Source organism: Pseudomonas sp. FW300-N1A1, assembly GCF_058789115.1.
In genome coordinates, this window is record NZ_JBYTBK010000004.1 from 216,721 (window position 1) to 240,194 (window position 23,474).

Annotated in this window: 20 protein-coding genes; 9 read left to right on the forward strand and 11 right to left on the reverse strand. The window is 62.2% G+C overall.

Features of this window, described 5'->3' with window-relative positions; genetic code table 11:
• Positions 1 to 7: 7 nt before the first annotated feature.
• Complete coding sequence (locus tag AC3WQN_RS05655; protein WP_103399053.1) at positions 8 to 1,507, forward strand: aldehyde dehydrogenase family protein; 1,500 nt, start codon at positions 8 to 10, stop codon at positions 1,505 to 1,507.
• 57 nt (positions 1,508 to 1,564) lie between these two features.
• On the opposite strand, the gene AC3WQN_RS05660 is transcribed toward AC3WQN_RS05655, so the two are convergent.
• From AC3WQN_RS05660 to AC3WQN_RS05670, 3 genes are all read right to left on the reverse strand, one after another.
• Positions 1,565 to 2,878: an NAD(P)/FAD-dependent oxidoreductase gene (locus tag AC3WQN_RS05660; RefSeq protein ID WP_103399054.1), complete on the reverse strand. Its 1,314-nt coding sequence runs from the start codon at positions 2,876 to 2,878 to the stop codon at positions 1,565 to 1,567.
• On the reverse strand, positions 2,875 to 3,963 hold the full coding sequence (locus tag AC3WQN_RS05665) for a polyamine ABC transporter substrate-binding protein (protein ID WP_103399055.1): 1,089 nt from the start codon (positions 3,961 to 3,963) through the stop codon (positions 2,875 to 2,877). The genes AC3WQN_RS05660 and AC3WQN_RS05665 overlap by 4 nt, the downstream gene beginning before the upstream one ends.
• Before the next feature lie 125 nt (positions 3,964 to 4,088).
• Positions 4,089 to 5,447: a glutamine synthetase family protein gene (locus AC3WQN_RS05670; RefSeq protein WP_103399056.1), complete on the reverse strand. Its 1,359-nt coding sequence runs from the start codon at positions 5,445 to 5,447 to the stop codon at positions 4,089 to 4,091.
• Positions 5,448 to 5,609: 162 nt separating this feature from the next.
• Between AC3WQN_RS05670 and AC3WQN_RS05675 the strand changes: the two genes are divergently transcribed.
• Positions 5,610 to 6,542, forward strand: a complete 933-nt coding sequence (locus AC3WQN_RS05675) for a helix-turn-helix domain-containing protein (RefSeq protein WP_103399057.1) — start codon at positions 5,610 to 5,612, stop codon at positions 6,540 to 6,542.
• On the opposite strand, the gene AC3WQN_RS05680 is transcribed toward AC3WQN_RS05675, so the two are convergent.
• Together AC3WQN_RS05680 and AC3WQN_RS05685 are read right to left on the reverse strand one after the other, a co-directional pair.
• On the reverse strand, positions 6,539 to 7,138 hold the full coding sequence (locus AC3WQN_RS05680) for a cupin domain-containing protein (protein WP_178081881.1): 600 nt from the start codon (positions 7,136 to 7,138) through the stop codon (positions 6,539 to 6,541). The two genes, AC3WQN_RS05675 and AC3WQN_RS05680, sit on opposite strands and share 4 nt — an antisense overlap.
• A 201-nt stretch (positions 7,139 to 7,339) precedes the next feature.
• A complete protein-coding gene (locus AC3WQN_RS05685; RefSeq protein WP_103399059.1) occupies positions 7,340 to 9,301 on the reverse strand; it encodes an oxidoreductase in 1,962 nt (653 codons plus the stop codon).
• Positions 9,302 to 9,517: 216 nt separating this feature from the next.
• Here AC3WQN_RS05685 and AC3WQN_RS05690 point away from each other — a divergent pair, with 216 nt between their 5' ends.
• The 7 genes from AC3WQN_RS05690 to AC3WQN_RS05720 all read left to right on the forward strand — a co-directional run bounded on the left by AC3WQN_RS05690 (position 9,518) and on the right by AC3WQN_RS05720 (position 17,666).
• A complete protein-coding gene (locus AC3WQN_RS05690) occupies positions 9,518 to 10,567 on the forward strand; it encodes an ABC transporter substrate-binding protein (RefSeq protein ID WP_103399060.1) in 1,050 nt (349 codons plus the stop codon).
• A 73-nt stretch (positions 10,568 to 10,640) separates the two neighbouring features.
• Positions 10,641 to 11,426 (forward strand): class II aldolase/adducin family protein, encoded by a 786-nt coding sequence (locus AC3WQN_RS05695; RefSeq protein WP_103399061.1) that lies wholly within the window; start codon positions 10,641 to 10,643, stop codon positions 11,424 to 11,426.
• A 124-nt stretch (positions 11,427 to 11,550) separates the two neighbouring features.
• Complete coding sequence (locus tag AC3WQN_RS05700; RefSeq protein WP_103399062.1) at positions 11,551 to 12,198, forward strand: TetR family transcriptional regulator C-terminal domain-containing protein; 648 nt, start codon at positions 11,551 to 11,553, stop codon at positions 12,196 to 12,198.
• 92 nt (positions 12,199 to 12,290) lie between these two features.
• Positions 12,291 to 13,007, forward strand: a complete 717-nt coding sequence (locus AC3WQN_RS05705) for a response regulator (protein WP_103399063.1) — start codon at positions 12,291 to 12,293, stop codon at positions 13,005 to 13,007.
• A gap of 5 nt (positions 13,008 to 13,012) precedes the next feature.
• Positions 13,013 to 13,786 carry a substrate-binding periplasmic protein gene (locus AC3WQN_RS05710; RefSeq protein WP_103399064.1) on the forward strand — a complete coding sequence of 258 codons (774 nt, stop codon included), beginning with the start codon at positions 13,013 to 13,015 and terminating at the stop codon, positions 13,784 to 13,786.
• Complete coding sequence (locus AC3WQN_RS05715; RefSeq protein ID WP_103399065.1) at positions 13,783 to 16,044, forward strand: ATP-binding protein; 2,262 nt, start codon at positions 13,783 to 13,785, stop codon at positions 16,042 to 16,044. Before AC3WQN_RS05710 ends, AC3WQN_RS05715 begins: the two co-directional genes overlap by 4 nt.
• A gap of 209 nt (positions 16,045 to 16,253) precedes the next feature.
• Positions 16,254 to 17,666, forward strand: coding sequence for an amino acid permease (locus tag AC3WQN_RS05720; RefSeq protein ID WP_103399066.1), 1,413 nt, complete (start codon positions 16,254 to 16,256; stop codon positions 17,664 to 17,666).
• A gap of 128 nt (positions 17,667 to 17,794) precedes the next feature.
• Here AC3WQN_RS05720 and AC3WQN_RS05725 read toward each other — a convergent pair whose 3' ends face one another.
• The 6 genes from AC3WQN_RS05725 to AC3WQN_RS05750 form a co-directional block, all read right to left on the reverse strand.
• The gene (locus tag AC3WQN_RS05725; RefSeq protein ID WP_492589280.1) at positions 17,795 to 18,433 is read right to left on the reverse strand and encodes a DUF6708 domain-containing protein; all 639 of its coding nucleotides are present in this window, start codon (positions 18,431 to 18,433) and stop codon (positions 17,795 to 17,797) included.
• 200 nt (positions 18,434 to 18,633) lie between these two features.
• Positions 18,634 to 18,945: a hypothetical protein gene (locus AC3WQN_RS05730; RefSeq protein WP_103402427.1), complete on the reverse strand. Its 312-nt coding sequence runs from the start codon at positions 18,943 to 18,945 to the stop codon at positions 18,634 to 18,636.
• Positions 18,942 to 19,406, reverse strand: coding sequence for a DUF6708 domain-containing protein (locus AC3WQN_RS05735; protein WP_103402426.1), 465 nt, complete (start codon positions 19,404 to 19,406; stop codon positions 18,942 to 18,944). The genes AC3WQN_RS05730 and AC3WQN_RS05735 overlap by 4 nt, the downstream gene beginning before the upstream one ends.
• A gap of 380 nt (positions 19,407 to 19,786) precedes the next feature.
• Positions 19,787 to 20,098 (reverse strand): hypothetical protein, encoded by a 312-nt coding sequence (locus tag AC3WQN_RS05740; protein ID WP_146038413.1) that lies wholly within the window; start codon positions 20,096 to 20,098, stop codon positions 19,787 to 19,789.
• A complete protein-coding gene (locus AC3WQN_RS05745) occupies positions 20,095 to 20,559 on the reverse strand; it encodes a DUF6708 domain-containing protein (protein WP_103402410.1) in 465 nt (154 codons plus the stop codon). The genes AC3WQN_RS05740 and AC3WQN_RS05745 overlap by 4 nt, the downstream gene beginning before the upstream one ends.
• Positions 20,560 to 20,939: 380 nt before the next feature.
• A partial coding sequence (locus AC3WQN_RS05750; RefSeq protein WP_492606937.1) for a T6SS effector BTH_I2691 family protein occupies positions 20,940 to 23,474 on the reverse strand: 2,535 nt, incomplete at its 5' end.

Consider the following 23,474-nt stretch of genomic DNA (forward strand, 5'->3'; position numbering starts at 1 on the left):
ATTGCCCATGAGCACGTTTCAAACCGAGACTCCGTTGTGTTTCATCACCCCCGACTTCCTCACGCCGCTGAGCCGACGCCTGCGCGAGATTCTCGACCCGGCGACCTTGCAGCCCGTCGGGCAGATCGCCCTGTGCGACGAGGCCGATGTGCAGGCCGCCGTCGAGGCCGCGAATGCAGCGCAACAGGCGTGGCGCAAGGTCGATGCGAAAAGCCGCGCCGCTCGCTTGCACCAACTGGCCAACACCCTCGAGCAGTCCACCGCGCGCAACCGTGAAGTGGCGCGCCTGATGACCCTGGAAATGGGTAAGCCGTTTCCCGAGGCCATGGGCGAGCTGGCCAACTGTGCGCCGATCTTTCGCTACTACGCGGAAATGGCCCGGGATGATGCCGGCAAGGTCGCCGGCACCACCCAGATCGGCTCGTTCCAGCATGTGCGCTACGAACCATTGGGCGTCAGTGTGCACATCATGCCGTTCAACTTCCCGATCCTGTTGATGTGCTGGACCGTCGCCGCCTCGCTGGCGGCGGGTAACGCCTGCATCGTCAAGCCGGCGGAAACCACGACCTTGTGTACCTTGAAGTTCATGGAGCACTTCTGCGAATTGCTGCCGGGGCTGGTGTCCTGCGTGCCGGGGGATGCGCACACAGCGCAATGCCTGGTGCAGTCGACGGGAACCCACGGCGTGGCGTTCACCGGCAGCGTCGCGGCGGGCAAGGCGGTGGCCGTGGCCTGTGCCGAGCGCATGAAGCCTTGTGTGATCGAGGCCGGCGGCAGTGACCCGATGATCATCTCCCGGCATGCACCGCTGGAGGTGGCCGCCGCCGGGGCAGTGACGGCCGCCTTCCATCTCAGCGGACAGATTTGCACCTCCGCAGAGCGGTTTTTTGTGGTCGACGAGATCCACGATGCTTTTGTCGCCCGGTTCGCCGAGCGTACCCGGGCCCTGCGCATCGGCCATGGCCTGGAACGCTCGGAGATCGGGCCGCTGGTCAGCGAGGCGGCGCGGGACAAGGTCATGCGCCTGGTCGACGATGCGCAGGCCAAGGGCGCGACCCTGGTGTGTGGCGGGCGGATTCCGGCGGATCAGCCGGTGGGCTGGTTCTATGAACCGACCATCCTGACCGGCGTCACGGCCGACATGGCAATCTTCCACGAGGAGTGCTTCGGGCCGGTGGCGGCGATCTGCCGGGTCAGCGACTTTGACCAGGCGGTGCGGCTGGCCAACGACTCACCCTTTGGCCTGGGCGCCTCCTTGTTCTCCACGGACCTGGCCGAAGCCATGGAGGCCGCCGAGCGCCTGGAGGCCGGCATGGTCTGGGTCAACAACCCGCTGATCGACAACGACGCACTGCCCTTCGGTGGTTGGAAAATGTCGGGGCTGGGGCGCGAACTGGGGCGCCAGGGGCTGGACGCGTTTCGCCGGTCGAAGATGGTGATCATCGATCACCAGCCCCAGGTCCAGGACTGGTGGTACCCGTACGCGGATGACGTGTTCTACCGCTGAAGGACGATGCCTGCCCCCGACATTGGCGCCGGGGGCAGGTGGGCAGTGCAGGTGTTGTCAGCCGAGTATTTCCCGCAGGCGATACCACATCATGCCCAGGGCCAGCAGCGGTGTGCGCAAGGCCCGTCCGCCCGGGAAGGTGAGGTGGGGCACCGCGCTGAACACATCCATGCCCTGGCTGTGTCCGGCGTGGATGGCTTCGCCCAGCAGGCGTGCGGTCCAGTGGGTGACGTTGAGGCCATGCCCCGAATAGCCCTGGGCGTAGTACACGTTCGGGTGCTGGGGCAGTCGTCCGACCTGAGGGAAGCGGTTGGCGGAAATACCGATCCGACCGCCCCATTGATAGTCGATGCGCACCTTGGCCAGTTGCGGGAACACCTTGAGCATTTGCGGACGCATGTACGCAGCAATGTCCGCCGGATCGCGCCCCGTGTAATGGCAGGCACCACCGAACAGCAAGCGTCGGTCGGCGGACAACCGGTAGTAGTCCAGGCCGACTTTCTGGTCGCACAGCGCCAGGTTCTGCGGGATCAGCTCGGCGGCAGCCTGTTCCGACAACGGCTCGGTGGCGATGATGTAGCTGCCGGCGGGCAGCACTTTGCCGCTGAGCTTGGGCTCCAGCTCCTCGAGGTGGGCATTGCAGCCCAACACCACACGGCCGGCGCGCACCGATCCGCTGGCGCAGCGCAGGGTCACGGTGCTGCCGTGGATAATCTCCAGCACCGGGCTGTGCTCGAAAATCCGCACCCCCAGGGACTCGGCCACCCGCGCCTCGCCCAGCACCAGATTGAGCGGGTGCAAGTGACCCGAGCCCATGTCCACCAAGCCCCCCGCGTAAACTCCCGAGTTCACCACCTGGCGTATGTCCTGGGGGCCGATCAGGCGGGTTTCATGGGCGTAGCCCTGGGCATTGAGGGTCTGCTGCTCTTGCCGGAACGCGGCGAATTGCGCCGGGGTATTGGCCAACTCGCAGAAGCCCCAGCGCAGGTCGCAGTCGATTGCGTGTTGGCGAACGCGTTCGGCAACCACCTGGACCGACTCGATGCCCGCGCGCTCCAGATACCGCACGCCGTCCTCGCCGACGTAGCGGGTAAACCCGGACAGGTCATGGCCGATGCCGCGGATCAACTGGCCACCGTTGCGTCCGCTGGCCCCCCAGCCGATCCGCCGGCCTTCCAGCAGGATCACCGACAGCCCGCGCTGGGCCAGTTCAATGGCGGTGTTGACGCCGGTAAAGCCACCGCCGATCACGCACACGTCGGCGTCAAGGTCGGCGGTCAGCGCAGGGCGTTGCAGCATCCCGTGCGCGCTGGCCGCATAGTAGGAGCGGGCGTGTTCCGCCGCCGGATTGATCAACGTTGCCTGATTCATTTATTGGACTTCACTTTGCTCCAGGAACGGGTCATCAGACGCATGATTTCCGGAGACGAGGTGGTCGAGATGTAGAGTTTGTCGAGCACGGCTTGAGGCGGATACACCTCTGGGTTGTTGATCAGTTCCGCGTCCATGAACGGCTTGGCGGCCGGGTTCGGGTTGGCGTAACCGACAGTGGCGCTGACCTTGGCAATCACTTCGGGGGCCAGCAGGTAGTTGATGAACTCGTAGGCCTCTTTCTGGTGGCCGGCATCCGCGGGAATTGCGAGCAGGTCGAACCACAGGTTGCTGCCTTCCTTGGGAATCGAGTAGGCGATGTTCACGCCATTGTTGGCTTCCTTGGCGCGGTTCGCCGCCTGGAACACGTCCCCGGAATAGCCGAAGGCGATGCAGATATCGCCGTTGGCCAGGTCCGACACGTATTTGGAGGAGTGGAAGTAGGTGATGTAGGGGCGAATGGTCAGCAGCTTGGCTTCGGCCTTTTTGTAGTCTTCGGCTTTTTCGCTGCGTGGGTCCATGCCCATGTAGTTGAGGATCGCCGGGTACACTTCATCGGGCGAGTCCATCATCGACACGCCGCACTGGCTGAGTTTCTTCAGGTTCTCGGGTTCGAACATCACGGCCCACGAGTCGATGCGATCGACCCCCAGCACCTGCTTGATTTTGTCGACGTTGTAGCCGATGCCGTTGGTGCCCCACAGGTACGGCACCGAGTGCGCGTTACCCGGGTCGTTCTTCTCCAGCAGCGTCAGCAGCTTGGGGTCGAGGTTTTTCCAGTTGGGCAGCTGTTCGCGGTCCAGCTTGAGGAAGGCCCCGGCCTTGACCTGACGAGCCAGGAAATGGTTGGAAGGCACCACCACGTCGTAGCCGGTGCGGCCGGCGAGCAGCTTGCCTTCGAGGGTTTCATTGGAGTCGAACACGTCATAGACGACCTTGACACCGGTTTTCGCCTGGAAGTCGGCGAGGGTGGTCTCACCGATATAGTCGGTCCAGTTGTACACGCTGACAGTGGGCTGTGCCTGTGCAACCGCACTGCATAACAGCGCCAGCGCGGCGGGGACGACGGATTTCAATAGACGCATTGCGACACCTCTTTGAATGATTGTTTTCGGATCGTAACCACGTTGCGGAAGCGGAAGTGGACGCAGGGCGCTGATTGTTCCCACGCAGGAGCGTGGGAACGATCAGCGACGATTCGCCTCAGGGATCAAACGCTCAGCAGCAGGAACTCGCGCTCCCAGGAGCTGATCACCCGCTTGAAGTTTTCATGTTCGGCACGCTTGACCGCGACGTAGCCGCGCACAAACTTGCTCCCCAGGTAGCGCTCGATGGCCGGGCAGTCTTCCATGTGTGCCAGCGCATCCTCGATGGTGATCGGCAGGCGCAGGTTGCGGCGCTCGTAGGCCCGGCCTTCGACTGGTGCGCTTGGCTGCAGGCCCTCGACCATGCCCAGGTAGCCGCACAACAGGCTGGCGGCGATGGCCAGGTACGGGTTGGCGTCGGCGCCCGGCAAGCGGTTTTCCACGCGCATGGCGTCAGGGCTCGAGGTCGGCACGCGCAGGCCGACGGTGCGGTTTTCCACGCCCCATTCCACGTTCACCGGCGCCGAGGTGTCCGGCAGGAAGCGACGGAACGAGTTGACGTTGGGCGCGAACATCGGCAGCAGCTTGGGAATGTACTTTTGCAGGCCGCCGATGTGATGCAGGAACAGCTCGCTCATCTCACCGTCGTCATTGGCAAAGATCGGCTTGCCGGTGGCAATGTCCACCAAGCTCTGGTGCAGGTGCATGGCGCTGCCCGGTTCATCGCCAATGGGCTTGGCCATGAACGTGGCGGTGACGTTGTGCTTGAGCGCCGCTTCGCGCAGGGTGCGCTTGAACACGGTGATCTGGTCGGCCAGGTCCAGGGCGTCGCCGTGACGGAAGTTGATCTCCATCTGCGCTGGGCCGTCTTCATGGATCAGCGTGTCGAGGTCCAGGCCCTGGAGTTCGCACCAGTCGTAGACGTCTTCGAACAGCGGGTCGAATTCGTTGGCCGCGTCGATGGAGAACGACTGCCGACCGCTTTCGGCGCGGCCCGAACGGCCCAGCGGGGCCTTGAGCGGCAAGTCCGGGTCTTCACAGCGTTGCGTCAGGTAGAACTCCATTTCCGGCGCGACAATCGGCTTCCAGCCTTTGTCGGTGTACAGCTGCAGCACTTTCTTCAGCACGTTGCGCGGTGACAGTTCGATCGGGTTGCCGAACTTGTCGAAGGTGTCGTGGATCACGATGGCGGTCGGCTCAATCGCCCATGGCACCACGAAGACGGCGTCGGAAACCGGCTTGCAGACCATGTCGATATCCGCCGGGTCAAGCAGGTCGTAGTAGATGTCGTCGTCGACAAAATCCCCGGTTACCGTTTGCAACAGCACACTTTCCGGCAGGCGCATGCCTCGCTCATGCAGGAACTTGTTGGTGGGTGCAATTTTGCCGCGTGCAATGCCGGTCAGGTCGCTGACGACACACTCGACTTCGGTAATCTTGTGATCTTTCAGCCAGGTAAAAAGCTGATCGAAAGGGGCGTTCATAAAGACCTCATTGTTGGTTTTATCAGCGCCAGGGTTGGCATTCCCGAGTGGGAAGGCTTCCCCTGTAGCGCGTTGACGACTATCTTGGGCGACGCTTGCCGTTCCATCTATCCACTTTAAGCAGTCGCAAAGCGCACCAAAAGAGTGCGCACGGATCTCCCCATGACAGCGTCAACGCCCTTGCACGTACAGGCTTTCAACACCGCCGATGTCGCCGACCAGATACGCGCCACACCTGGGTGGGTGCAGCACTATCAGCAGATGTCGCCGGGGCATTTCGCCGGTCTGGTGCGCTACCTGGACCTGCAGGGGGTGGAGATCTACGAGGAATGCATGAACACCCGAGTCGAGCAGAACTTCAGCGCGCCCCCGGGGGCGCTGGCGTTCTGCTTCGACCGCAGCGACAACGCGCTGTATGTGCTCAATGGCGAAAGCCGCAACATCTGGATCACCCCGGAGAATTACCAGGAAGTGGCCGTGGTGTTTGGCCCGGAGTTCGTGCAGCGCCATGGCCTGGGCATCGAACGCCTGGAAGGCTTGTTCATGTCCCCGCTCAACTCCCAGCAGAACGCGCTGTTCAGCCGCTGGCTCAGCGGGACCCTGACCCGGCTCTCGCACACCATCGACCCACCCAGCCGGGAAGCCTTGACCCAGCAGTTGCTGGACGACTGCCTGTTTATCCTCGACAACGCCTGCGTTCGCCTCGACCAAGGGGCATTGCAGCGGCGGGCGGGGGAGCGGGCGATCATGAAACGGGTCGGCGAGTGGGCCGCCGATACCCCGGAAGAACACCTCAACCTGCTGGAGTTGTCCCAGGTCGCCGGGGTTTCATTGCGCCAGTTGCAGCACGCCTTCAAGACCTACACCGGCATGGCGCCGACCCAATGGCTGCGCCTGCGCCGCCTCAACAGCGCCCGCCGCGAACTGCTCGCGGGCAGCATCAGCCAGACCACCGTGGCCGAAGTGGCGATGCATTGGTCGTTCTGGCACCTGGGGCGGTTTTCCAGCAGCTATCGGGCGTTGTTCCAGGAGTTGCCGAGTGACACCTTGAAGCGCTCATGTGCCACGGCGGCCGGTGGGCGGGTGCGACGCTAAAACGTCGGCGGGGTAATCACCCAGATCACCACCGCGTCCACGTCGCCAGGGTTGCCGTAGCGATGAGGTTCCTGGCTGGAGAAGCTGAAGCTGTCGCCTTCATTGAGCTGGAAATACCGTTCGCCGACCCACAGTTCGAAACTGCCCGAGAGCAGGTACCCGGCTTCTTCACCTTCGTGGCTGTAGCTTTGCTGGCTGTAGGTGCCGGGCGGGAAACGCGAATGCAGCATTTCCAGTTGTTGATTGGGTTGCGGGGTCAGCAACTGGTCAACGATGCCGTCCTCGTAATGCACGCTCAGGCGGCTGTGCTTGCGCACCACGATGCCATTGTCTTCGGGGGCGGTGTTGGCTTCGCTGGCGAAGAACCATTGGATGGTCACGCCCAGGCTGCGGGCGATATTGAACAGCGCCGGGATCGACGGGTAGGCGAGGTTGCGTTCCAGTTGGCTGATGTAGCCCGCGGTCAGCTCACTCATCTGTGCAAGGGTCGCCAGGGTCATGCCCCGGCGCTTGCGCAGGCAACGAATCCGGGTGCCGAGAAAATGCGGCTGTGCGGTGCCGTTTTCGGGGGAGGGTGCACTGCTGGCAGGCGGCATCTTGCTGCTGTTGCTCATGGCGAGTTCCAAACCGGGGTCGAACGTTTCCCGCTGTAGGAGCTGGCTTGCCAGCGATGGAGGCAAAAACGCCGCGGTTATCCAGTAAGCACGCGTTATCGTTAACGACCATCGCTGGCAAGCCAGCGCCTACACAGTTCAGCGTTCAAGCCTGTACGTAAAAGTCCCGGAGTATAAACAGGCTTAAAGCTCCCAGGCGACTTTCAAGCCTTCGTAGATCGCTTCTTCGGCGGTGCGCGGGGCCAGGCAATCGCCGATACGGCGAAACTCCACCAGGTCCTGGAGTTCAGCGCCCAGGGTGTCCACCGGCTGATGGCCCTGGCACAACACCAGCGTGTCGATGTTCTCCATCAGCATCGGTTCGCCGCTAGCGGTGTGTTGCAGGTACACGGTGTTGTCATCGCAGCCGTAGAGCCGGGCATAGGGGGTGATCGGGATGCCCAGCTTGTGCAGTTCGCCGGCCAGTTGATCTCGTACATACAACGGCAGGTTTTCCCCGCAATGGGTACCATTGACCGCCAGTTGGACCTGATGCCCGGCGCGCACCAGCCGCTCGGCGATGCCAGGCCCGATCCAGTCGCAGCGCCAGTCGACCACCACTACCGAACGACCGATTTGCACCTCGCCGCGCAACACTTGCCAGGCGTCCACCACTTGCAACTCTCCACCGCGCTCGAACGCCGGCCAGTAGGGCTCGGCACCAGTAGCCTGGATCACCATGTCCGGCTTTTCCCGTTCCACCAGGGCGCGGTCGACCCGGGTATTGCGCACCACGCGTACACCGGCCAGTTCCATTTCCCGCTGCAGGTTGGTGCTGGCACCACCGAATTCGGCGCGCCGGGGCAGCAATTGCGCCAGCAGCACCTGGCCGCCGAGTTGTGAACTGGCCTCGTACAGTGTCACTTCATGCCCGCGCTGGGCGGCCACGGCAGCGGCTTTCATCCCGGCCGGACCACCGCCGGCAATCAGGATGCGCTTGCGTCGGGTGGCGGCTGGACGCTGGCCGAAGATCAGCTCCCGCCCGGTCTCCGGGTGCTGGATGCAGGAAATCGGCAGCCCTTTGTGGAAATGGCCGATGCACGCCTGATTGCAGGCGATACAGGCGCGTACGTCTTCGGCGCGGCCGGCGTTGGTCTTGTTGGGCATTTGCGGGTCGCAGATCAGTGCCCGGGTCATGCCACAGACATCGGCCTGGCCCCGGGCCAGGATCAGCTCGGCTTCCTGGGGCTGGTTGATCCGTCCCGTGACAAACAGCGGAATCGACAGGCTGGCCTTGAAGGTCCCGGCTTCCCTGGCCAGGTACGCCGCTTCGATCGCCATCGGCGGCACGATGTGCACCGCGCCACCCAGCGAGGCCGAAGTACCGGCGACGATGTGCACGTAATCGAGCTGTGTTTGCAGTGACTGCACCGCCGCCAGCGATTCGTCTTCGGTCAGCCCTTCGGGGTCGCGCTCGTCGGCCGAGATGCGCAGGCCGATGATGAACTGTTCATCGGTGTTGGCCCGCACCGCCGCGATGACCTCGCGCAGAAACCGCAGGCGCTGTTCGAGATCGCCGTTGTACCCATCGGTGCGTCGGTTGACCCGAGGGTTGATGAATTGCGCGGGCAGGTAGCCGTGGCTGGCCACCACTTCCACGCCATCGATCCCTGCCTGATGCAGGCGCCTGGCCGCCGCGCCATACCCGGCGACGATCTCGTCGATCATGGCCTGGTCCAGGGCGCGCGGCATGACGCGAAAACGCTCGTTGGGCACCGCCGACGGCGAGTAGGCCACCGCCAGCAGGCCATCGCTGGATTCCATGATCTCCCGCCCCGGGTGGAAAATCTGCGACAGCACCAGGGTGCCGTGGGCATGGCAGTGTTGCGCAAGCGTCCGGTAGCCCTCGATGCAGGCATCGTCGGTGGCCATCAGCACATGGGAGGTGTACCTCGCGCTGTCGTGGACGCCGGCCACTTGCAGCACGATCAGCCCGACACCGCCTTCGGCGCGTGCGCGGTGATAGGCGATCAGTTGTTCGTTGACCAGGTTGTCGGTGGGCATGGAGGTGTCATGACCGCTGGACATGATGCGGTTTTTCAGGCGCTTGCCGCGGATCTGCAAGGGCTCGAACAGATGGGCGAAGGCGGGGGACGAGGTCGGCATGGTACGGGTACTCCAGGCAGGCTGAAGCCGAAAGGCCGGGGTTTCGGCGTTGTTATTATGTGCCTATAGAAATTTACCCTCAGTAAAAAATCAACTTGTTTTTTTACTATTGGTTGCAGTAGTTTCATTTGGCGCCCGCACCTGGGGCGAACCTCACAACAATAAAAAGGGCCAGGCCGGCATCTGTCCGGGTGGCACCCGCACGAGGAACCACTGATGAAATCGAATAGGCTCAAGCACGGTTTTTATCCCTTGGTGTTGACCCTGGCCGCAGGCCTGGGCAGTGCTCAGGCAGGACCGGAAATGGTGGTGGTCGGTTACGGCGGAGCCGGACAAAAAGCCCAGGATGTGGCGTTTTTCCAACCCTTCAGCGCGGTGGATCAAAGCAAGCTGATCCAGAGCGAATACAACGGCGAGATGGCCCGGATCAAGGTAATGGTCGACACGGGTAACGTCGACTGGGATGTGGTGCAGATCGAAGGCCCTGACCTGATGCGCGGTTGCGAGGAGGGCATGTACGAGCGCCTGGACTGGACACGCCTGGGCCACGCCGAGCAGTTGATCCCCGATGCCGCGCAGGACTGCGGTTCCGCCGCGTTGGTGTGGAGCGTGGCGATTGCCTACGACACCGACAAACTGGCCCGGGCCCCGACCTCATGGGCCGACTTCTGGGACGTGCAGAAAATCCCCGGTAAACGCGGGTTGCGCAAGCGTGCGGTGTACAACCTGGAATTCGCCTTGCTGGCCGACGGGGTCAAGGTCGAGGACGTCTATTCGGTGCTCGGCACCCCGCAAGGGGTGGACCGCGCCTTCGCCAAACTCACGCAGCTCAAGCCCTATATTCAGTGGTGGGAAGCTGGGGCGCAACCGGCGCAATGGCTGACGGCCGGCGATGTGGTGATGACCTCGACCTACAGTGGCCGGGTTGCCGCTGCGGCGCAAAACGGCAGCCACCTGGGGCTGGTCTGGCCGGGCAGCCTGTATGGCATGGATTACTGGGCGATCATCAAGGGCTCCAGGCATGTCGATCAGGCCAAGCGCTTCATTGCCTTTGCCAACCAGCCAGAGGCGCAGGTCAAGTATGTGCAGCAGATCCCCTACGGGCCGACCAATACCCAGGCCGCGGCGCGGCTGGATGACACGCTCGCGCAATGGGTGCCCACCGCACCGCAGAACCTGAAGGGGGCGCTGTCAATGGACGTGGCGTTCTGGGTCGACCATGGCGAAGAGCTGGAAGAACGCTTCAACGCCTGGGCCAGCAAGTAATCCTTGGGGCTGGACGTTGCTCAGCGTCCAGCCTTACCGTGTGCCCGGCCGATCAGCCTGGAGAATCACAACAATGAATGAGATCGCTACCCATGCCCTTGAACGCAGCGCCACTGAGCAGCGCCTGCGGGAGGAACTGGCCGCCTGTTATCGATTGATCGCGCACTTTCGCATGACCGATCTGATCTTCACCCACATCTCGGTGCGCCTGCCGGGGCCCGAGCATCACTTCCTGATCAACCCCTACGGGCTGATGTTCGACGAGATCACCGCGTCCAGCCTGGTGAAGATCGACCTGGACGGACGGCCGGTCGAAGCCAGTCCTTACCCGGTCAATCCGGCAGGCTTCGTGATCCACAGTGCCCTGCACGCGGCCCGCGAAGAGGCGCAATGCGTGTTGCACACTCACACCCGGGCCGGCTGCGCGGTGGCGGCCCTGAAGTGTGGGCTGTTGCCGGTGAACCAGATTTCCATGGAGTTCTACGGCCGGGTTGCCTACCACGACTATGAAGGCGTAGCGCTGGACATGAGTGAGCAGCAGCGTCTGGTCCATGACATGGGCGACAAGCCGGTGTTGATGTTGCGTAACCATGGCCTGCTGACCGTCGGCGAAACGGTGAGCCAGGCCTTCTTGCGCATGTACTACCTGGAAAAGGCCTGCGAGATTCAACTCGCCGCCCAGGCCTGCGGTGAACTGGTGTTGCCGCCGCACGAAGTGTGCGCACACACCGAGCGCCAGTTCAACGACCCGGGCCGGCCACTGGAGGACGGTGAATTGAGCGACCCCGATGCCATGCAACTGGCCTGGGCGGCGCTGCTGCGCCTGCTCGATCGGGTGGCACCGGATTATCGCGACTGAATGGGCTGCGCAGGCCATCCGGATACCTGGCACTGGAGACTGTGCACGCTCTTGCTGTACAGTCGTTCAGCTCATCAGGTGTCAGCGTGAGCCGCTAATGAACCCGCCAAGGAGAGTGTTGCCCATGAGTCAGGAAGCCCGTTTTTCCCGTATGGAACCGGAGTTGCGCAAGGCCAACCTGATCGAGGCAACGCTGGTCTGCCTCAAGCGCCACGGCTTCCAGGGCGCGTCGATCCGCAAGATCTGCGCCGAGGCCGGGGTTTCCGTGGGGCTGATCAGCCATCACTACTCCGGCAAGGACGAACTGGTGGCCGAGGCCTACCTGGCGATTACCGGGCGGGTCATGTCCCTGTTGCGGGACGCCATCGAACAGGCCGCCCCCAACGCCCGTGAACGCTTGTCGGCGTTTTTTCGCGGCTCGTTTTCCGCCGAACTGCTCGATCCGCAACTGATCGACGCCTGGCTGGCGTTCTGGGGAGCGGTGAAAACCGCCGAGGCGATCAATCAGGTCCACGAACACTCTTACGCCGAGTACCGCAGTATCTTGCGCAAGGTGTTGTCGGAACTGGCACAGGAAGAAGGCTGGGAAAACTTCGACGCGGACCTGGCCGCCATCGGCCTCAGTGCCTTGCTCGATGGCCTGTGGCTGGAGTCGGGCCTCAACCCCGGGACCTTCAGCCCGCAGCAGGGCCTGCAGATTTGCGAAGCCTGGGTCGACGGTTTGCAAGCCGGGGGGCGCCGCCGCTTCTGTTTGCAGACAAGCAGCTGTTGATCACTTGTTCAGCAGTGGATACTCTCTGGCGTCAATGCAGTCGAATACTCTAATAAGAAACACGCCTTCGGGCATACGCAGGACACCAAGCGATGACTCCTCGGGTACTGATCGTCGATGACGATCCGCTGATTCGCGAACTGCTGCAGGCCTACCTGTCGCAGGAAGGCTACGACGTCCATTGCGCCGCCACGGCGGAGCTGGCCGAAACCTTCCTGGCGAGCCAGGCGGTGGACCTGGTGATGCTCGATATCCGCCTGCCGGGCAAGGACGGCCTGACCCTGACCCGGGAGCTGCGGGTGCGTTCGGAAGTCGGGATCATCCTGATCACCGGACGCAATGATGAAATCGACCGCATCGTCGGCCTGGAATGCGGTGCCGATGACTATGTGATCAAACCCCTGAACCCTCGTGAACTGGTGTCCCGGGCGAAAAACCTGATACGCCGGGTGCGTCATGCACAGACGCCGCAGCCCGTGGCGACAGTCCCGCGGCCGGTCAAGCAATTCGCGGCCTGGTCCCTGGACACCGACCGCCGTCGGCTGATTGACCAGGCCGGCAGTGAAACCCTGTTGACCCATGGCGAGTACCAGTTGCTCAGCGTGTTCCTGCGCAACAGTGGCCACACCTTGAGCCGTGACCAGTTGATGGACCAGATCCGCAACCGCGAGTGGGTGCCGACTGACCGCTCCATCGACGTCCTGGTGGGACGCTTGCGGCGCAAGTTGCATGACGACCCGGCCGAGCCGCAGCTGATCATCACCATCCACGGCGCCGGGTACCTGTTCACCGCCAGCGTGGCGGCCTGACCCTTATGGGGCGGTTGTTCGGGTTGCTGCTGGCGCTGGTCGCCGGCAGCGCGCTGGCTGCTGAAAAAGTGCGCTACTGCGATTACCCGGTCTATCCGCCGATTTCCTGGAGTGACGGCAAGCAGGTGCGCGGCCTGGCGCCGAGCGTGGTGAAGCACCTGTTCGGCCAGTTGGGCTACGACGTCGAGATCGTGGTGCTGGGCAACTGGAAGCGCTGCCTGCTGGACGCCGCCGAAGGTCGGGTTGATGTGGTGCTGGCCTACAGCACCGCGCAACGCGAGCAAAGCATGCTGTTTTCCACGGTGCCGGTGTTGCGCGAGGAGGTGGCGTTGTTCATCAATCGTCAGCACCCGGTCAAGTTCGAGCGGCTGGAAGACCTGGCCCACTACCGTGGCGGACTGTTGTTCGGTGAAAGCTATGGTGTGGATTTCGACCAAATGGTGGCCCGGTACAACAACATCGAATGGGTCTCCGACAGCGGGCAGAACTTCGGCAAGCTGATTCGCGGGCGCATCGATTTCATCACCCAGGAACGTCGCACCGGGCAGCTATATGTAGAGCACCTGCCGGGAGCGCAAGACATCGTCGCCTTGCCCAACGCCTTGAGCGTGGATTACCTGCGGGTCGCGGTCTCGCGCCGGTCACCGCTGGCCAGCCGTATGCCGCAGATCAATGCGCAGTTGCAACGCATGGTGGACGCCGGGGATATCGAGCGCTGGCTCAACGAAAGCGAAGTCACCTACCGCGACATGGTCAACCTGCCGGCGGATTCGCCATGATTCGCGCCCGGCCCGGTGGACTGTTGCGGCGCCTGTTGCTGTTCATTCTGTTGTTCAGTCTGTGCTTTACCGTGCTTGCCAGCACCGTGCAGCTGTACATCGAGTACCGCCGGGAAATGCGCGACATCGATTCGCGCATGGAGCTGATTCGCGCCGGCTATCTGGCCAGTCTTGAACGCAGCCTGTGGGACCTGAACCAGGAACAGTTGAACGTGCAATTGCGCGGCCTGGTGGATTTCTCCGATGTGGCGCGGGTACGCCTGAGCAGCCCCGACTTCGACCTGTTGCAAGGCAACCCGGCCCCGGTCGGGCCATTGCGTATCGAGCGGTTCGAACTGGATTACCAACCACCATCGGGGCCCCGGCGGCATCTGGGCGAACTGGAGGTCAGTACCGACCTGGGGGCGGTGTATCAACGGCTGTATGCCACCGGCTTGACCAGCCTGCTGTGGATGAGCGTGTTCCTGTGCGGCCTGGCGGTGGCGCTGTCCGGCTTGTTCTATCGGTTGGTGACCCGCCACCTGCAAGTGATGGCCGGGTTCGCTCGCCGCATCGCCGCGGGCGAGTGGCACGAGCCGTTGCACCTGGACAAGAGCCGTAGCGCCGCGCCGGACGAAATCGATACCGTGGCCCATGCTCTGGACGACATGCGCCGGGCCATCCTCAGTGACATTGACCGGCGCGAATCCGACCGCCTGGCCCTGCAGGACAATCGTGATGAACTGCTGCGCATGGTCGAGCGGCGCACCGCCAGCCTGATGCGCGCCAAGGACGAGGCCGAGGCGGCCAACCTCGCCAAGTCGCGGTTCCTGGCGACCATGAGCCACGAGTTGCGCACACCACTCAATGGCATCCTCGGCATGGCGCAATTGCTGCGTGGCGCCGACCTGGACGCGCGCGACAGCAAGCGCCTGGACGCTCTGTACAAGGCCGGTGAGGGGTTGCTGACCATCCTCAATGAAGTGCTGTATTTCGCCAGGCTGGAGGAGGGCGAAAGCCCCCTGGAACGGGTGGATTTTTCGGTTCGCCAGTTGCTTGACGAGGTGCTGACCTTGCTGGAACCCCGGGCGTTGGCCAACGACACCACGCTGCACTGCCTGATTGATCCGTTGGTGGAGCCGCGACACCACGGTGCCGAGCAGTTCTTGCGCCAGGTACTGAGCAACCTGCTGGCCAACGCGATCAAGTTCACCGAAGGCGGGCAGGTCAGCGTCGTCGTGCTGCAACTGGCGCAAGCCCCCGACCGGATCGGGCAACGGTTGCGGGTCAGCGTCACGGACAATGGCATCGGGATTGCCCCGGCCATGCAGGCGAAAATTTTCGAGCGCTTCACCCAGGCCAGTGAAGAGGTGGCGCAACGCTTCGGTGGCACCGGGCTGGGCCTGGCCATCTGTAAACATCTGGTGGAGAAGATGGGCGGGGTCATTGGCGTCGACAGTCAACCCGGGCGCGGCAGTTGTTTCTGGTTCGAACTGACGTTGCAGCCGGCAAGTGCCGGGGTCGATGCCGTGGTCAGCCATGCGCCGACGCAGCCACTGAAGATTCTGGTGGTCGAGGATGTGGCGCTCAACCGTGAAGTGGTCAGCGGCTTGCTGCAACGGGACGGGCATCAGGTCTGGCTCGCCGAAGAGGGTCAACAGGCGCTGACGCAGTGCGCCGGGCAGGCCTTCGACTTGATCCTGCTGGACGTGCACCTGCCGGGGATCAGCGGTGTGGAGTTGTGCAGACAGATCCGCGGCGGCGCCGGCCCGAACCGTCATACGCGGATTTTCGCCCTGACCGCCAGCGTGCAGCCGGCACTGGTGCGCGGTTACCTGGATGCCGGCATGGACGGTATCCTGGCCAAACCGCTGAAACTCGACAGCCTGCGCCAGGCCCTGGCCGGTCAGGCGCCAGCACCCCAGCCCGAGCAGGATGACGAGGCCATGGACTGGCCGTTGCTGCACACCCACCGCACCTTGCTGGGCGAGCAGAAGGTCCAGGGGTTGCTGGCCATACTGCGCGAATCGATCACTCAACATCGTCAAGCACTGAGCGAAGCCATCGGGGCTGACGACTGTACCGAAGTCGCTCACCTGGCCCATCGCCTGGCCGGCAGCAGCGACTCTCTAGGGTTCCGCGCCTTGGCCACGGTGCTGCGGGCATTGGAAGAGGCGGCACTGGCCAACGATGAATCGGCGATCCAGGCGTTGTCCCCCCGGGTCGATGAGCAGTTGCAGCGTTCGCTCCAGACGCTCGAAGGCCTGTTGCAGAGCTGACGTACAAGATTGTTACGACTTTCTACAACTTCGATCCTTAAGGTCAACGCGAACTTACATGGCTTTCCAATAATCGACCCAACCGCTGCAAGCGCGGTCTTCGAAGCTTATTGGAGATAATAATAATGAACTGCCGTAAAGCTGATCCTTCCTTGCGCCATGACCTCCTGTCGTGCGCCGCGCCTCTCACTGACCGCTGAGGTGCCGACATGAGCGAATCTATCGAACGCACAGGCATTCACCTGACCCGCGCCCTGAAAAGCCGGCACATTTTCATGCTGTCGCTGGGCGGCGTGATCGGCACCGGGCTGTTCATGGGCTCGGGCGTGACCATCAACCAGGGCGGCCCGGTGGGGGCGATCCTGGCGTACCTGGTGGCCGGTTTCCTGATGTACCTGGTGATGGTCTGCCTGGGCGAACTGTCGGTACAGATGCCGGTGTCGGGTTCGTTCCAGACCCACGCCACCAAGTTCATCGGGCCCGCTACCGGCTTCATGATCGGCTGGGTGTACTGGATGAGTTGGGCCACCACCGTGGGCCTGGAGTTCACCGCAGCCGGCATGCTGATGGTGCGCTGGTTCCCGGAGGTGCCGATCTGGTACTGGTCGGCATTGTTCGTGGTGGTGCTGTTCGGCCTCAATGCCCTGGCGACCCGTGCCTTCGGTGAGGCCGAATACTGGTTCTCGGGGATCAAGGTAGCGGCAATTCTCGGTTTCATCGTGGTGGGCGTGCTGGTGATTTTCGGCGCCATCCCGTTGACCAGCGGTGCACCGGCACCGATGACGAGCAACCTGATTGGCGACTCGCTGTTTCCCAATGGCCTGTCGGCGGTGTTCGCGGTGATGATGACCGTGGTCTATGCGTTCCAGGGCTGCGAGATCATGGGGGTGGCGGCCGGTGAAACCGACCAGCCGGAAAAGAGCATTCCCCGTGCCGTGCGCAACGTGGTATTCCGCGTGCTGATTTTCTACGTGCTGGCGATCGTGGTGCTGTCGGCCATCGTGCCATGGCAGCAGGCAGGCCTGATGGAAAGTCCGTTCGTGCAGGTGTTCGACATGGTCGGTATTCCCTATGCCGCTGACCTGATGAACTTCGTGATCCTGACGGCGATCCTCTCCGTCGGTAACTCCGGCCTGTACGCCTCGACCCGCATCCTGTGGGCGATGTCAAAAACCGGCATGGCGCCCAAGAGCCTGTCGCCGTTGAGCAAGCGTGGCGTGCCGTTGCGGGCACTGAGCATCACCCTGTGCTTTGCCCTGGTGTCGCTGATGACCAGCTTCGTGGCCGCCGACACCTTGTTCATGGTGCTGATGGCGGTGAGCGGCATGTCGGGCACCGTGACCTGGATCGTCATCGCCCTGGCGCAGTACAAGTTCCGTAAAGCCTACCTGCGTGACGGCGGCAAACTCAGCGACCTGAAGTACCGCGCCCCGTGGTTCCCGGTGCTGCCGCTGCTGTGCATCGGCCTGTGCTGCTCACTGTTCGTGTTCCTGGCCCTGGATGAAACCCAGCGCCCATCACTGTACTGGGGCTTCGGCTTTATCGCCCTGTGCTATGGCGCGTACTTCCTGGTCCATCGCAAGCGCCAAGGGGTACTGGCGCCGACGCTGCCGACTGTGTAACAGCGAACGGCAAGAGAAAACGCGACAGTCGACTGTCGCGTTTTTATGGAGGCGTCAGGATTTTCGCGTAACCCGCACCCGGAAAAACCGCAACGCACAGCGTTGGGCCAGAGGCTCTCTGGGGATGGTTATGGTGCTGTCCGAGATTCCAGGTCCATCTCAGCAGGCCACTGCACTTTGGGGGCGAGGCGTCGGGCGAGGTTGAAGCTCACGTCCTCGTTGTTCCAGTCGCGGGGCGGGTAGGGGAAGGTCGGCAGGGCATGCGGACCTTGCTGCATGAAGAGCTGGGCCATGGCCCAGTACATCTCGCCTTGCTGGATTCCGTGAGCGAACTGAAAACGATCCAGCACTTCTGTTGTGCCCGGTTTGAGGATGGTAAGCGTAACGTTTTCAACGAGTGCGGTACCAGGGACGTACAACCTGCAAGCTTCGGCATGCAAATCATCCCAGTCATAAACGGCAGGTCGTACGCCCCAAGCGCTACGGCTGAAGGGGAGAAGTCCGTCATGTCGGAATCGATAAACGTAGATTTTGCGACGCAGACGATTGAAACGAATGGGTTCATCGCGCGGGGCCTCGACATCTATACGATAGAGATATGTCCCAAGCCAGATGCCAATGCCAATCGTAGCTAACCCTGCGATGCTGATTCCTAAAGGGAGAGGAAAATGGGAGCTAACCGCGATCACAGTCATTAAGAATACAAAGTAAGCAGTTATTGCAAATATAAATACCGAACCCCAAAAACCAACCCCGCGAATACTCATGGTGGAACATGCTAGCTCGAGGTACACCTCATCAACGTGATTAGGAGGGTTTGGGAGTACGGGGGGATATGGTGTCCTTGATGGTGGCTGGTTGGGACCTGAAAGATCGTGCTTCCAGCCAGGAGCCGGGTTGTCGAGTAAGGGAGCGGTGTATGCCATCGCTTAATTCCAGAAAGATGGGTTGTGATGGGGTTGGGCGATCATTGGAAGTCCACCATGGTCAGCTCTGCGTAAGCCTCCTGTACCTCGCGGTCGGGCCAGTAGGTCAATGACAACGTCGCGCCTTCTATGTTGTAGTTCCGAGCCTCGAGCAGGAGGACAACCGCCCCCTGGATGTCTTTCACCTGCGTTGAGCGGCCATCGGTCATGTGGACGGTGCGGATGGTCACGTTGGGCGTGGTGCTGTTTGCTCGGTAGTCGGGCTTTTTGGGAGGTGTAGAGGTTGCCAGCGCGGCGCGACGTTCGCTGGCTGAGGTGGCAATGGCGGGGGGATTTAACTCGCCTCCTCTCATGGTGCTGTCCGAGACTCCAGGTCCATCTCTGCTGGCCACATCACTTTGGGGGCGAGGCGTCGGGCGAGGTTGAAGCTCACGTCCTCGTTGTTCCAGTCGCGGGGCGGGTAGGGGAAGGTCGGCAGGGCGTGCGGACCTTGCTGCATGAAGAGCTGGGCCATGGCCCAGTACATCTCGCCTCGATGGATTTCGTGGGCGAACAGAAAGCGATCGATAACTTCGTGGGTGCCGGGTTTGAGAGCGGCCAAGGTGACGGTCTGGATCGAACCGCCCGTACCCATGGGACCGTACACGCCACAGGCTTCGGCGTGCAGATCATCCCAGTCATAAGCTACCGGGCGTACCCCCCAGGCACTGCGGCTGAAGGGTTTTCCCCCGTCATGGTGGAAGCGATAGACATAGACTTTGCGCCGCAGGCGATTGAAGCGGATGGGCTCATTGCGCGGGGCTTCAGTATCCATTCGCCACATATACACTGCGCCCCAAAGATTTACAGTGAATGCGATAAGTAGGGCGATGCTTGGGGCGAGAGGTGGCAAGCTACTTTCTTTTACAATAAAGGCAATCCAAATAAAGGGAGTTCCGGAGGAAAGCAAGAAAAGACCCAATGCAGTCCAAACCCCCACACCTCGCATTCTGAGCGTCGATCGGGGTAACTCCAGATAGATGTCGTCCACATAGTTGGGCGGATTCGGCAGTACCGGTGGATAGGGCACAACGGAGGGTGGGTGGTTGGGCCCTGGCAAGTCGTGTTTCCAGCCGGGCGCCGGCTTGTCGAGTAAGGGAGCAGTGTATGCCATCGCTTAATTCCAGAAAGATGGGTTGTGATGGGTTTGGGCGATCATTGGAAGTCCACCATGGTCAGCTCTGCGTAAGCTTCCTGTACCTCGCGGTCGGGCCAGTAGGTCAATGACAAGCTGGCGCCTTCGATGTTGTAGTGCCGAGTCTCGAGCAACAGGACAATCGCCCCCTGGATGTCTTTCACCTGTGTGGAGCTGCCATCGGTCATGTGGACGGTGCGGATGGTCACGCGAGGCGTGGTGCTGTTTGCTCGATAGTTGGGCTTTTTTGGGGGAGGAGAGGTTGCCAGCACCGCGTGACGTTCGCTGGCTGAGGTGGTAATGGCGGGGGGATTTAATTCGCCTCCGCTCATGGCGCCGTCCGTGACTCCAGGTCCATCTCAGCAGGCCACTGCACTTTGGGGGCGAGGCGTCGGGCGAGGTTGAAGCTCACGTCCTCGTTGTTCCAGTCGCGGGGCGGGTAGGGGAAGGTCGGCAGGGCATGCGGACCTTGCTGCATGAAGAGCTGGGCCATGGCCCAGTACATCTCGCCTTGCTGGATTTCGTGGGCGAATAGAAAGCGATCGATGACCTCGTGGGTGCCGGGTTTGAGAACGGCCAGCGTGACGGTCTCAATGAATCCTCCGGTACCCATGGGGCCGTAGACACTGCAGGCTTCGGCGTGCAGGTCATCCCAGTCATAGGCTACCGGGCGTACGCCCCAGGCACTGCGGCTGAAGGGCTTTCCCCCATCATGCTGGAAGCGATAGACATAGATTTTTCGCCGCAGGCGATTAAAGCGGATGGGCTCATTGCGCGGGGCTTCAGTATCCATTCGCCATATGTACACTCCTGTCCAGAGAAGTGTGTTGAATATGATGAATCCGAAGAAGTTGAGAACGAAGGGAGGTAAGTTGCCCTCCTTAACTATAAAGGCAATCAATCCGAAGGGTATGAGAGTGGATATCAAGCAAAGAATCATAGCAACCCAAACACCCACACCTCGCATTCTGAGCGTCGATCGGGGTAACTCCAGATAGATGTCGTCGATATAGTTGGGTGGGTTCGACAGTACGGGTGGATAGGGCTCAACGGAGGGTGGGTGGTTAGGCCCTGGCAAGTCGTGTTTCCAACCAGGCGTAGGCTCGTCGAGTAAGGGAGCGGTGTATGCCATAGCTTAATTCCAGAAAGATGGGTTGTGATGGGGTTGGGCGATCATTGGAAGTCCACCATGGTCAGCTCTGCGTAAGCTTCCTGTACCTCGCGGTCGGGCCAGTAAGTCAATGACAAGGTCGCGCCTTCGATGTTGTAGTGCCGAGCCTCGAGCAAGAGGACAATCGCCCCCTGGATGTCTTTCAACTGTGTGGAGCTGCCATCGGTCATGTGGACGGTGCGGATGGTCACGCGGGGGGTGGTGCTGTTTGCTCGGTAGTCGGGCTTTTTGGGAGGTGTAGAGATTGCCAGCGCGGCGCGACGTTCGCTGGCAGAGGTGGTAATGGCGGGGGGATTTAACTCACCTCCCACCACGACTTCTCCGCGGATGTACTGCGTGGCAGGTCCGTCGCCATGGCGATGGATCGTCAGGGTCCAGCGGTAAGCAGAGCGAGTGGCGTCGAAGTACGGCAGGGACAGCCGGTACTCCAGGCATTGTTCATAGACCGGGGCGCTCACGCCTGCGATGGGACCGCCATAGTCCGGGGAACTGAGGCCGGTCATTCGTAGTCGGAAATTGACGCCTGCCTCAAGGCCCAGTGTCGCAGCATTGAGCTCGGCAATGGCGATGTGGGCTTGATCCGGTCGTTGCCAATGAACCTTGGGTGTTTCGTTTGCAAGACCGAAATAGCAGCGTTTTGCCCATTGTTCAAAGGGGCTCGACTCCTTTCTTTGGGCCCACTGATAAAAGCCGTAGGCCAGAAAACCCAATACCATGGCGATACCCAAGGGGCCTAGGAGTGCTGTTGCTCCTGAAGCTGCGGCGTAAGTACCCAAGACCGCTCCGCCTACTGAAAGCACCGTAGAAAACCCATATCCAACCGCAGCCGAGGCGTCACCGCTCTGCCTGGTACGATTGACAGCGACGCCAGCTTGTATTGCTTCAAATAGACCCGCAGCAGCACCAATCACCGCCCCGGCTCTCGCCAGCATATGCCCAGCACCCACCGTCGACTTGACCGTCGCCACGCCTCGTACAGACAACGCCCGATTCGTCAGCACCCGATTCGCCCCTCCCACCAATGCACTCCCCACCAGTTCCGCGCCACCCCCCAACACCCCCAGGCTGCTGCCATACAACGCCAACCTGGCCTCCAGCGCCTTGTCCCCGATCACCCGTTCCGCTTCCCTGAGGTTCTTGTTCAACGAATCGCTGAGCAGGTACATCCCGCCGAGTGCCAGCAGCATGTCGCCGCTGGCGGCCCCGCGCAGTCCGGTGAAGCCGCTGCGCACCCAGTGGGCGGCCTGTTGCGAAGACACCTTGAAACTCTGCAGTGCCTTGCGCGCGTGTGGATCGAGGGTGCCGGCCCCGACCGCGACATCGATCTGTGCCAAGTGCGCGTCTTTAGCCAGTGGATCCCTACCGCGCTCGGTATCGCGCAGCAGGCCATCGGCCTTGCCTTCGATCCAGATGCTCACGGTGATGCTCAGCGCGGCCAGTTTCGGGTCGAGCAGTGCCAGGCTGAGCAAGCCGTTCTGGATCAGCGGTCGGACTGTGCGGCGGACCTTGCGCGCTTCGTAATCCACTTCTCCCAGTTCATCGCGGATGCTGTCCCAGGTGCGGTCGATGGCGGCCCCGGCGTTACGTTGCAGGGTGCGCAAGTGCTCCGACTGCAGCGCGTAATACTCGCTGAGCTTCATCGGCACCTGGAGTTCGGTCAGGTGCAGGCGGTTGTGCAGCAGTTGGCTGGCGCTGTTCAGGCGCGAGACCACGCGCGCTACGGCGGGGCTGACGACCGGCTGCAGGCGGGCGCTGGCGGCATTCAGGGCACCGAGGAGGTCGGCCATGATCGCCTTCAGGTGCGGGCGGATCAGGTGCTCGGCCTCGTCGCTGGCCATGAACTTGATCAAGGCGGCGTAGAACCGTTCGCTGTCGTTCCAGGCGATGGTGCCGTTGACCTCGAACGCGGGCAGCAGGCTGGCCAGCAGCGACTTGTCGCGCAACAACAGGGCGCGGTAGATCGGGCTCTGTGGATCGTTCAACCAGACTCGCCACAGCTGGGCGCTGGGACCGATCTCATCACCAGTCTGCGCGGCGGCTTCGCTGATCCCACCACGCAGGCACAGCGCCATGGTCGTGGTGTAGTCCCGTCCGGAGGCGGGGTCGTCACCGTCGTAGTCATGCTGTTCAATGCAGTTGAAAGGTGAGGTGCGACAGGCCGCGGCATAGGCGTCGGCGCTCTGGTCGATGTAGCGTTGATAGCCTTTTAACTGTTGCTCGTAGGTCTGTTGAAAACGGGCGCGAGCGGCTTCGTCGTAGCGTTGCTCCAGGTCCTGGTCGGCCTCGGTCGCCTGCTGGTCGATGACGCGCTGGCGTTCAATCGCGGGGTCGACAAACACCGGCGGCCCATCCCCCGTGGTTGGCTCGAAGGACGGGGTTCGTGCCTGCGCCCAGTCCCGCTGCAGGGCGCGGATCGCCAGCAGGATCTGCGAGGTCTGATGCTGGTAGGCCCGCAGTGGGTCCTCGAGCCATTGCTGGCGGGCCTGTATCCACGCCGTGCGCAGGGCGTTGTACTCCTGCACCAGGCCGAGGGTGTC

What these genes read in the sequence shown, in the direction of transcription:
- AC3WQN_RS05655 (WP_103399053.1), top strand. Translation starts at nt 8, where the DNA reads ATGAGCACGTTTCAAACCGAGACTCCGTTGTGTTTCATCACCCCCGAC.
- AC3WQN_RS05660 (WP_103399054.1), bottom strand. Translation starts at nt 2,878, where the DNA reads ATGAATCAGGCAACGTTGATCAATCCGGCGGCGGAACACGCCCGCTCC.
- AC3WQN_RS05665 (WP_103399055.1), bottom strand. Translation starts at nt 3,963, where the DNA reads ATGCGTCTATTGAAATCCGTCGTCCCCGCCGCGCTGGCGCTGTTATGC.
- AC3WQN_RS05670 (WP_103399056.1), bottom strand. Translation starts at nt 5,447, where the DNA reads ATGAACGCCCCTTTCGATCAGCTTTTTACCTGGCTGAAAGATCACAAG.
- AC3WQN_RS05675 (WP_103399057.1), top strand. Translation starts at nt 5,610, where the DNA reads ATGACAGCGTCAACGCCCTTGCACGTACAGGCTTTCAACACCGCCGAT.
- AC3WQN_RS05680 (WP_178081881.1), bottom strand. Translation starts at nt 7,138, where the DNA reads ATGCCGCCTGCCAGCAGTGCACCCTCCCCCGAAAACGGCACCGCACAG.
- AC3WQN_RS05685 (WP_103399059.1), bottom strand. Translation starts at nt 9,301, where the DNA reads ATGCCGACCTCGTCCCCCGCCTTCGCCCATCTGTTCGAGCCCTTGCAG.
- AC3WQN_RS05690 (WP_103399060.1), top strand. Translation starts at nt 9,518, where the DNA reads ATGAAATCGAATAGGCTCAAGCACGGTTTTTATCCCTTGGTGTTGACC.
- AC3WQN_RS05695 (WP_103399061.1), top strand. Translation starts at nt 10,641, where the DNA reads ATGAATGAGATCGCTACCCATGCCCTTGAACGCAGCGCCACTGAGCAG.
- AC3WQN_RS05700 (WP_103399062.1), top strand. Translation starts at nt 11,551, where the DNA reads ATGAGTCAGGAAGCCCGTTTTTCCCGTATGGAACCGGAGTTGCGCAAG.
- AC3WQN_RS05705 (WP_103399063.1), top strand. Translation starts at nt 12,291, where the DNA reads ATGACTCCTCGGGTACTGATCGTCGATGACGATCCGCTGATTCGCGAA.
- AC3WQN_RS05710 (WP_103399064.1), top strand. Translation starts at nt 13,013, where the DNA reads ATGGGGCGGTTGTTCGGGTTGCTGCTGGCGCTGGTCGCCGGCAGCGCG.
- AC3WQN_RS05715 (WP_103399065.1), top strand. Translation starts at nt 13,783, where the DNA reads ATGATTCGCGCCCGGCCCGGTGGACTGTTGCGGCGCCTGTTGCTGTTC.
- AC3WQN_RS05720 (WP_103399066.1), top strand. Translation starts at nt 16,254, where the DNA reads ATGAGCGAATCTATCGAACGCACAGGCATTCACCTGACCCGCGCCCTG.
- AC3WQN_RS05725 (WP_492589280.1), bottom strand. Translation starts at nt 18,433, where the DNA reads ATGAGTATTCGCGGGGTTGGTTTTTGGGGTTCGGTATTTATATTTGCA.
- AC3WQN_RS05730 (WP_103402427.1), bottom strand. Translation starts at nt 18,945, where the DNA reads ATGAGAGGAGGCGAGTTAAATCCCCCCGCCATTGCCACCTCAGCCAGC.
- AC3WQN_RS05735 (WP_103402426.1), bottom strand. Translation starts at nt 19,406, where the DNA reads ATGGATACTGAAGCCCCGCGCAATGAGCCCATCCGCTTCAATCGCCTG.
- AC3WQN_RS05740 (WP_146038413.1), bottom strand. Translation starts at nt 20,098, where the DNA reads ATGAGCGGAGGCGAATTAAATCCCCCCGCCATTACCACCTCAGCCAGC.
- AC3WQN_RS05745 (WP_103402410.1), bottom strand. Translation starts at nt 20,559, where the DNA reads ATGGATACTGAAGCCCCGCGCAATGAGCCCATCCGCTTTAATCGCCTG.